Below are 10,724 nucleotides of genomic sequence, written 5' to 3' on the forward strand. Positions count from 1 at the left end.
TGACAGAAGCCGCATCGCCTTCATTCGCCGAGGCGTTAGACACATTGGTGACGCGTGGCTTGTCCGCTTCATCCGTGATGACGGCTTCAGCAGATTGGATAAAGCCTTGTCTGCCTGGCACCGCAGCCTGGATCTGAATGGTCTCGTTGCCCTCATAGACATTGTCATTGAGGGTTTCAGCGTAGACACGCACGCCTTTTTGGCCGGCAGGGACAGAGATGTCTACTCGCCAGTTGTTGGCGGCTGAGAGTACCTCTTCACCGACTTTCTGACCTGCGAGGTTGTAAATAAAGACCTTGCCGGAATAGTCCTTGCCAAAATCAGCCTGATGATAACCATCATTAAAGTTCAGGCGGACCGTGGTGGCTTCGTCAGACGGGTTGTTGAAGTTCACTGTCCAGCCAGGAGCAGTGCCGCCTTCCACGCCATCACGCAGCTTGGTCACAGAGGTGACAATAGTCGCCGCTTCATCTTCGACAATGGTGACCGTACCGGACACCAGATTGCTTTGCCCATCGGCTTTGGCTTTGATGGTGTAGCTTTCATTGCCTTCGTAAGTGCCGTCTTCGGTGGTTTGAGAGCGCACCTGGAAGGTCTTGGTGTTAGCTGGGACACTGACCCAGTTCCCGCCGGAGAAATCGCCGGCGGCTTTCACCCAGCCACTGCCGTAATTGACCCAGAGGTCTTTGGTGTTGAAATCTTTGCCTTCGGTGGCCGAGCCGCCGTACGCATCGATAAACACACGGGTAGGGGTGGTGGACTCATTGCTGAGCGTGATGGTGACAGAAGCCGCATCGCCTTCATTCGCCGAGGCGTTAGACACATTGGTGACGCGTGGCTTGTCTGCTTCATCCGTGATGACGGCCTGTTCGGATTCAATTAAGCTCTGGCGCCCGGGGATCCCCGCCTGGATTTGAAAGGTCTCGTTGCCCTCATAGACATTGTCATTGAGGGTTTCAGCGTAGACACGCACGCCTTGCTGACCGGCAGGAACGTTTATATTGGCTCGCCAACCGTTGCTGGCATTGAGCACCACTTCCTGAAGGAAGGTACCCGATGTGCTGTAAACGTGCACTTTGCCGCTGTAGTCGTTACCGAAATCAGCTTGATGCAAGCCATCGTTGAAGTTCAACTGGACAGTGGTATTGGTGGTAGACGCATTGGTCATGTTAATCGTCCACCCCGGCCAGCTGCCTCCTTCAACGCCATCACGAAGGTGCGTGATACTGTCGATCATTGGGAGGTCAGCCTGGTCGTTAATGGTAACGGTGCCGGAAATCAGTGCACTTTGTCCATCAGCTTTCGCCTTGATGAGGTAAGTTTCATTCCCTTCATACACGTCATCCTGAGTCGTCTGAGAACGAATTTGGAACGTTTTGGTATTGGCAGGGACATCAATCCAGTTCCCGCCGGAGAAATCGCCGGCGGCTTTCACCCAGCCACTGCCGTAATTGACCCAGAGGTCCTTGGTGTTGAAGTCTTTGCCTTCCGTTGCTGTTCCGCCATTCCCATAGGCGTCGATAAAGATGCGGGTAGAGGAAGTAGACTCATTACTGAGTGAAACCGTGAGTGTTGCCATGCCGCCTTCATCGACGGTGGCGTTAGAAACAGCGGACACTTTAGGTTTATCAGCTTCGTCAGTAATGACCGCTTCATCAGATTGAATGAAGCCTTGTCTACCTGGAACCGCTGCCTGGATTTGAATGGTCTCGTTACCCTCATAGACGTTGTCATTGAGAGTTTCAGCGTAAACACGCACGCCTTTCTGGCCGGCAGGGACAGAGATGTCTACTCGCCAGTTGTTGGCGGCTGAGAGTATCTCTTCACCGACTTTCTGACCTGCGAGGTTGTAAATAAAGACCTTGCCGGAATAGTCCTTGCCAAAGTCAGCCTGATGATAACTATCATTGAAGTTCAGACGGACTGTGGTGTCTTCAATTGCAGCGTGGTCGAAGTTGACCGTCCAACCAGGAGCTATGCCGCCTTCGACGCCATCACGAAGCTGAGTCACAGACTCGACTTTTGCTTTGAAAGCAGTGTAGGTTTCTGCATCAGAAACAGTGACCGTATTTCCTGCATTGTCTGTTGCGGTCACGGTAGCGGTCACGGTTTTATCTGCCGCTGCAGCAAGGTCAGCACCTGAAACAGCGACTGAGAAGGTATTATCAGCTTTAACGGAGCCTGTGTACTCAACGTTGTTTACTGTAACAGTGACGACGTCACCGGGTTTTACATCGCCACGAACAACACCGGTAATGTCAATATTTTGCTGAGACTCTGCATAATTTATCGCGCCATCATCAGCGATATTCGCATCCAAGGTGATGAAGGCTTGGGCGGTAAGATCAACGCTGTAATTTTGGGTGGCATTGATGATGCCAGTATTACCAGCGGAGTCAGTTGCCTCCAATTGGACATTGATAGCTGAATCAGGATCAGCAACAAATTGGCTGCCAGGAACCGCGATTGAGAACTGTCCTGAGGAAGATACAGTGCCGGTGAACTCATTGCCGTTAACCGATACGGTAACCTGGTCACCTGCATTGAACTCTCCAGCGACTGTACCAGTAACGTTGATCGACTCACTGCTTTCTTGAGCATTGACGATGTTGTCTGCAGATATACTATCAATACTGATTTGCGTCGAGCTAGCATCAGGCCCAGAGGTATCAATGGTAAAGCCGGTTTCTGTGCTTGGTGCCGAGGTGTTACCAGCGGTGTCAGTCACGGTTGCTGTGATGGTGTAATCGCCTTCGTCAGGCAATTCACCGCCCGTGCCACCCAGATCTTCCGGCGACAGGGTCACAGGCACAGCGGTGCCGTCAGTCCAGCCGCCAGGGACAGTGGTGGTCACTTCATTGGTGGTGCCATCCGGTTGGGTGACAGTAACAGTGATGGTGTCGCCAGGTTTCGTACCTGTTGGTGGAGTGACCAGCACTTCCACACCATCAGTCAGTTCTTCTTCACCCACGCCGCCGGTGGCTTCTGGGATCACCACGGTTGGTGCTTCGTCGGTGCCGCCCGTGCCGGTGCCTTCGCCCGGTGCGGTGGTATCAATGGTAAAGCCGGTTTCCGTGCTTGGTGCCGAGGTGTTACCTGCACTGTCAGTCACGGTTGCTGTGATGGTGTAATCGCCTTCGCCAGGCAATTCGCCGCCCGTGCCGCCCAAATCTTCCGGTGACAGAGTGACAGGCACAGCGGTGCCGTCAGTCCAGCCACCAGGAACAGTGGTTGTCACTTCATTGGTGGTGCCATCCGGTTGGGTCACGGTGACAGTAATGGTATCACCTGGCAATGTGCCTGTCGGTGGGGTGACCAGCACTTCCACGCCGTCAGTCAGCTCTTCTTCACCCACGCCGCCGGTGGCTTCAGGGATCACTACGATTGGTGCTTCATTGGTGCCGCCGGTGCCGGTGCCTTCGCCCGGTGCGGTGGTATCAATGGTAAAGCTGGTTTCTGAGCTTGGTGCCGAGGTGTTACCGGCACTGTCAGTCACAGTGGTTGTGATGGTGTAATCGCCTTCTTCAGGCAATTCACCGCCCGTGCCGCCCAAGTCTTCCGGCGACAGGGTCACAGGCACAGCGGTGCCGTCAGTCCAGCCACCAGGGACAGTGGTCGTCACTTCATTGGTTGTGCCATCCGGTTGGGTCACAGTGACAGTGATGGTGTCGCCAGGCTGCGTGCCGGTCGGTGGGGTGACCAGCACTTCCACGCCATCAGTCAGTTCTTCTTCACCCACGCCGCCGGTGGCTTCAGGGATCACTACGATTGGTGCTTCATTGGTGCCGCCGGTGCCGGTGCCTTCGCCCGGTGCGGTGGTATCAACGGTAAAGCCGGTTTCCGTGCTTGGTGCCGAGGTGTTACCGGCACTGTCAGTCACAGTGGTTGTGATGGTGTAATCGCCTTCGCCAGGCAATTCGCCGCCCGTGCCACCCAAATCTTCCGGCGACAGGGTCACAGGCACAGCGGTGCCGTCAGTCCAGCTGCCAGGGACAGTGGTCGTCACTTCATTGGTGGTGCCGTCCGGTTGGGTCACAGTGACAGTGATGGTGTCGCCAGGCTGCGTGCCTGTCGGTGGGGTGACCAGCACTTCCACGCCGTCAGTCAGCTCTTCTTCACCCACGCCGCCGGTGGCTTCAGGGATCACCACGGTTGGTGCTTCATTGGTGCCGCCGGTGCCGGTGCCTTCGCCCGGTGCGGTGGTATCAATGGTAAAGCCGGTTTCTTCGCTTGGTACCGAGGTATTGCCAGCAGTATCCGTTACGGTTGCAGTGATGGTGTAATCGCCTTCTTCAGGCAATTCACCGCCCGTGCCACCCAAATCTTCCGGCGACAGAGTGACAGGCACAGCAGTGCCGTCAGTCCAGCCACCAGGGACAGTGGTCGTTACTTCATTGGTGGTGCCATCCGGTTGGGTCACGGTGACAGTGATGGTGTCACCAGGCTGAGTGCCTGTTGGTGGGGTGACCAGCACTTCCACACCATCAGCCAGTTCTTCTTCACCCACACCGCCGGTGGCTTCTGGGATCACCACGGTTGGTGCTTCATTGGTGCCGCCGGTGCCGGTGCCTTCGCCCGGTGCGGTGGTATCTATATTGAAACCGGTTTCTTCGCTTGGCACTGAAGTATTGCCAGCGGTGTCGGTCACGGTTGCCGTGATGGTGTAATCGCCTTCGCCAGGCAATTCACCTCCTGTGCCGCCCAGATCTTCCGGTGACAGGGTCACAGGCACAGCGGTGCCGTCGGTCCAGCCTGCAGGGACAGTGGTCGTGACTTCATTGGTGGTGCCATCCGGTTGGGTCACGGTGACAGTAATGTTATCACCTGGCAAGGTGCCGGTTGGCGGAGTGACCAGCACTTCCACGCCGTCAGTCAGCTCTTCTTCGCCCACGCCGCCGGTGGCTTCCGGTATCACGACGACTGGCGCTTCATCCGTACCATTCGGTCCTTTGCCTTCACCTGGTGCAATATTGTCGATGTCGATGATGGTTGAAGCTTCTGATGTTACCCAATCTTGCTCGTCTATGATCGCAGCTTGGATAACTAAAGATTCATCAATTTCCTCTAGCTTGTCACTCAAGATCTCGGCATAAATCGTGACGCCTTCAGCCCAAGCGGGGATGACGATGTCTGCGATGTAACCGTTTTCGCTGGTTAAGGTGACTTCCTGAAGGAGGTATTGTCCATCCAGCGAGTAAATCTGCATCACGCCTGAGTAGTCTTCACCAATAGTTGCTTGATGTAGTGCGTCATCAACACGCAATTGAACTGTTGTTGGCGTGGTGGAGGCGTTTGACATATTAAGGGTGAAGCCAGCGGCCTGACCATCTTCAGAACCATCATTGAGATAGGTAATGCTTGATACGGAAGGGCGGTCCTCTTCATCAGTAATGGTTGCTGCGTCAGAGTTAACCCAACCTTGTTGGCCCAAAACGCCCGCACGGACTACCAGAGTTTCGTCACCTTCGTAAATGTCGTCGTTGACGCTTTCAATATATACAAGTACGCCACTCTCACCCGCTGGCACGGTAACGTCAGCTCTGAAGCGGTTGGCTGAGCTTAGCGCGACTTCTTCCAGAAACTCACCATCAAGCGAGTAGACTTGAATCACACCTGTATAGTCCACAAAGAAATTAGAGGTGTGCAGTCCGTCACTCAGAGTTAGTTTAAACGTAGTGTCGGTGGTAGAAGTGTTGGTCATATTCACCTGATAACCAGGTAATTTTCCACCTTCCTCGTCTTCTTGCACGACGGTGATGTTGTTAACTAGTGGTCTGTCTGCATCATCATTAATGGTGACGGTACTGGTTACTGCGTCAGTTTGCTCTGAAGTGGAAGCAGTGAGCGTGATGATTTGATCGCCGTTGTAAACATCGTTGTCAGTGTTATCAAAACGCACCTCGAAGGTGTCAACAGAAGCTGGAACTGTAAAAGTCGTCCCGCTAACAGAAACCCAGCCGTCACCGAAGTTTACAGACAGATTGTTTAAGGCGATGTTTGCATCGTCAATTTGTGCGGTGAGCGTGACTTCTACAGGTTTGATAGAAGCGCCGCTCAGAGTAACCGTCGTTTGGGCTTGCTGACCTTCATTGACACTCACGTCAGTCATAGAGGTGACTAACGTAATGTCGTTTTCGTCAGTGATGAGAGCTGCTTCTGAGTTGACCCAGCCTTGCTCTCCACTGACGGCTGCACGAATAACCACAGACTCCGGGCCTTCATAGATGGCATCGTCGGTTGTCATTACATAAACAACAACGCCGTCATCACCAGCCGGGACGGTAATATCGGCTTTGAATTTGTTGTCTCTACCTAGAGTAACTTCCGTGAGGAATTCGCCGGAGACGGAATAAATCTGCAAGACACCGGAGTAATCTACACCGTATTTGACGTCATGGAGGGAGTCGACCATGTTCAGTGTCACTGTGGTGTCAGAGGCAGAAACGTTCGTCATGTTGACTTTGAAGCCGGGCGCGTCGCCACCTTCAATACCGTCTCGAACAGCGACAATGTTATCTACTGTCGGTACGCCTGCAATGTCTTTAATTGTCACGTTACCTGAGACACTTTCAGTTTGACCGTCGACATTTGCACTGATAGTGAATGTTTCATCACCTTCGTAAATGTTGTCACTGATTGTGTCGAAACGCACTTTAAACAGGGTTACTGGGCCTGGTACATCAATACTTATTTGATTGGTGTTACTGTCAACGCTCGCGTTGACCCAGCCTTTGCCAAAATTGACTGATACATTTTCTAAGTCAATATCGTTACTGTTGCTTGGTGTTAGCAATACAGTGTTGTTGGTGGTCGAAGGGTTACTCATCGTGACGGTGAGCTCAGCGTGATTGCCTTCAAACACTGTGGTATCAGAAACGGCAGCCACAGTGACAATGTCGGTCTCATCAGTAATGGTAGCGGCGCCAGAAACCACCCATCCTTGTTTTCCACTCACTGCTGCTCGTATAACAAGCGATTCGTCACCTTCGTATAGGTTGTCGTCAATGACATTGACACGGATAATGACGCTTTCCTCACCAGCAGGGATGTTGGTGACGGCTTTAAACGCATTGTGGGTGCCAAGATTGATTTCATCAAGAAGCTCTCCTGACAAAGAAAAGACTTGAATTGCGCCATCGTAGTCTTTGCCAAAATCGAAATCATGCAAATTGTCATTAACGTTAAGCGTGACTTCGGTGTCTTGAAAGTAGGCGTTGGTCAGGTTTAGTTGAAAGGCGGGAGCTTGGCCGCTTTCTACGCCTTCTTCTAAAACAGAGATGCTTTCGACAACAGGGGGAGTCGCGACGACATCAACAACGGTGATTGTGCCTGTTGCTGCTTCGTTTTGACCTTCTGCTAATACATTGACAGTAATCGTCTCATTACCTTCAACTTCATTGTCTTCAAGCACATCTACACGGAGTTTCACTTGTTTCACTGAGGAGGGGACGGTGATCCATGTTCCTTCTGTGGTGACTTCGCCATTGGCTTGAACCCAGCCATTGCCTAGGTCAATCCATAAGTTGGCAAAGTCGATATCTGTATTATCAGCCTGCGGTGACACGAGAACTCTGGTGTCGAAGTTAGAAGGATTGCTGAGGGTAAATGCGAACTCTGCTTGGCCACCTTCTTTGACTGTGGCATCAGAGACGGATGCCACCGTCGGCTTGTCACTTTCGTCCGAGATGACTGCCGCTTCAGAGTTAACCCAGTTATTTCCGGTGATCGCACGAATAACGATAGTTTCATCACCTTCGTAGGTGTTATCGTCTGAAGTGATTGCATAGACAACAACACCTTCTTCGCCAGCAGGTACTGTGATGTCGGCTTTGAATTTGTTCTCTTTACTTAGCGTTACTTCGGTGAGGAATTCACCTGAAAGAGAGAAAACTTGCATGACACCTGAGTAGTCACTGCCATAGCTCGCACTATGAACGGTATCATTGGCACTCAATGTAACGGTGGTGTCTTCGATGGTTGCTTGGTCAAGATTGACGGTCCAGCCCGGAGCTGTGCTGCCTTCAACGCCGTTATTCAGCAAAGTGACAGAAGAAACAGTGGACTCATAAGCGCTGTAGCTCTTTGAATCATTGACGAAAGATGTGTTGCCGTTTGAATCCGTCGTTTCGACAGATGCTGTTACTGTTCGCGTTTCGCTACTAGCCAGTGTGCTACCTGGTACAGAAACAGTAAATGTGTTGTCAGCGCTGACAACACCGATAAATTGGTTGTTATCAATGGACACAGTAACTGTGTCACCCTCACTTATATTCCCACTAACAATGCCCGTTATGTCTATGTCTGTTTGTGCCTCCGCGTATGTTAAGGCAGCATCACCAGCGATTAAATTGTCGAGCGTTATTGTAGTAAGGGTATTCGCGTTCATATCTCTTCCTTTAGTTATGTTTGTTTGGCGTTTTATCGAGGGCCAGACACCAAAATCCTCTTTTTTCGCTATTCAAATCTCGCTATTCAAACGTTGCGAACTTGAAATAGTTAGATAAAACATCCATGCATCTCATTTCATAAACATGTGACCGTAATGCATTACATGCTGTGTACATAGTTTATGCTTGCAATCTGTTGCCTTCCAACGAGTTGTGAGCCGAAAAAAGTATTACTTACGGGTGAGTAAGGTTGATATTTGCATTAATTCTCAGCTTCGAGACTGGATGGAAGGCCTGCGTCAAAGAAAAACCTTACATCCATGTCCAATTTGCAAGATGTATAACTATGTCTTAGAGATGCTCATCTAAAGTTGGATTCTCCAAATGTGTAGAAGTGTTTTCGACGACGTCTGTAGCTGTCGCTTTCTGGAAGAGTTCTTTAACATTGTCGTCACCAAACACACCGCTCTTAATCATTCCGTTCTCATCGACAATGTCATCCAGTGAAACATCCTGAAGAATGATCTCCTGATTCCAAGTGTGGTCTCCATCCGTATCGACTCTGAGTACCAAGGATCCATCCTGTTCAAACATGTCGACATTATCTTCGCTAAGTAGATGGTCCTGGCTGTCCTTTACAAGGTCAGAAAGATCGAGGGAAGACTGCCCAACCGTGAAGTCTGTGACTGTGTCCGACCACGGTTGATCCGTGACATCTTCGCTATGCCATACGAGGTCTGCACTATCCAGCCCACTGATACTGTGCTCTTCAATTAAACCAACAAGGCTTGTTTCCTCTTCAGGCGCTTGTTGTGTGGAGAACCAAACATCAGCAGCGGTGCGCTCCTCGCCATCTGTTGTGGTGTAGGTGGATGTCTTGCCTATGAAATTGTTGTTTTGTTCGATATCTGAGGATTGTGCTTCCAGATTGATTGAAGCGACGCCGGCTTCTTCCAGACTGAGGAGCTCTCCCTCATCTGTTTCGCCATCCATATCTTTATCGACCCAAACACCAAGTTCGGAATAAATGGCATCATTTTTGTCGATGACGCCATCTGCGTTGGTATCGTGCTGTGCCATCGCTTCATAGCCGTCGGCAGCTGTCGTACCGTCTTGTAGTAGGGTGTTGGAACCAAATAGCTCAGAACCATCATTGATCTGACCATCTTTATTGATGTCACGAACCAGCAGGCCATCACCACCAGATACCCAGCCAGTACTTACATCTTGACCATCGCCGTTGTAGTCGAACCTCACAGGGTTTGCGGTTACATCGCTGGTTTCAATGCCGTCTCCATCTAAATCAAGCACGATTGGTGTGATATTGGGGGTTACGCTGACACTGTTTTTGGAAGAGCCACTTTTTGCACCAATGGCACTTAGTGTTCCGGCTGAAGTGTAATAATCAGTGCCTTGCACATGGAAAAAGCCGTCGCTATCGGCGTACACCGCTTTTCTGGTGCCATCGGGGCCGTAAAGGAAAACTTTTTCATTTGGTTGCCAACGGTTACCGGTGATATGTTGGGCGCCGCCTCCATCAATGTGCCAATGTACGAATCCGCCTTTGCTGTTGCTTGTGTCTGTGTGGCCAGCATCAAGTACGAGCACAGTTCCTTCGACCTGACCTGTTTGTATATGTGTTTCAACACCAGTCGGATTTACTAATATTTTAAGCTTTTCATTTCCTTCGACTTTATTGTCGTTAATTGGCTTGACACGGATTTGTAATTCAGTCTGGAAAGCCGCGATGGTCATTTTGCTTCCACTCTTGAAATTAGCCCAACCCGAGCCTGTCCAATATTCATAATTCCCAACGTCTTTATTGGTAATATCAGGATTGGCACCCGTGAATACATTCACTTTTACGCTTGTTGCCTGATCAACTGGCTTACTGAGTTTTATGCTGAAAGTGGCCCAATTTGACTCAGTGACTTTGTTATTGGTATTGGTATTAACGACTGAAAGCGAGGGTTTATCTGCTTCATCGGTGATCGTTGCCGCAGCGGATTGCACCCAACCTTGCTGACCAATGACGGCACCTTGGATCTTGATGGTCTCATTCCCTTCATAGACATTGTCATTGAGGGTATCGGCATAAATTTTGACGCCGCTTTCACCAGCAGGGATGGTGATATTGGCCTTGTAGCCATTAGAGGCATTGAGTACGACTTCTTTCAGGAAAGTGCCGGACTTGGTGTAAACATGCACCTTGCCGTTATAGTCTGCCCCGAAGTTGGCCTGATGAAGGCCGTCATTAAAGTTGAGCTGCACCGTGCTGTTGGTGGTGGAGGTGTTGGTCATATTGACCGTCCAGCCGACCCAACCATCTTCCGCCGC

Annotated in this window: 2 protein-coding genes; both read right to left on the bottom strand. The window is 50.9% G+C overall.

Annotated elements, in window-relative coordinates:
* Positions 1-8,386: Ig-like domain-containing protein (locus D515_RS23315; RefSeq protein WP_039850608.1), on the bottom strand; the 8,386-nt coding region annotated here is incomplete at its 3' end.
* Between the two features lie 352 nt (positions 8,387-8,738).
* The coding region (locus D515_RS25050) for a type I secretion C-terminal target domain-containing protein (RefSeq protein WP_152442431.1) at positions 8,739-10,724 on the bottom strand (1,986 nt) is incomplete at its 5' end.

This window comes from Grimontia indica, assembly GCF_000333895.2.
Classification (GTDB): domain Bacteria; phylum Pseudomonadota; class Gammaproteobacteria; order Enterobacterales; family Vibrionaceae; genus Enterovibrio; species Enterovibrio indicus.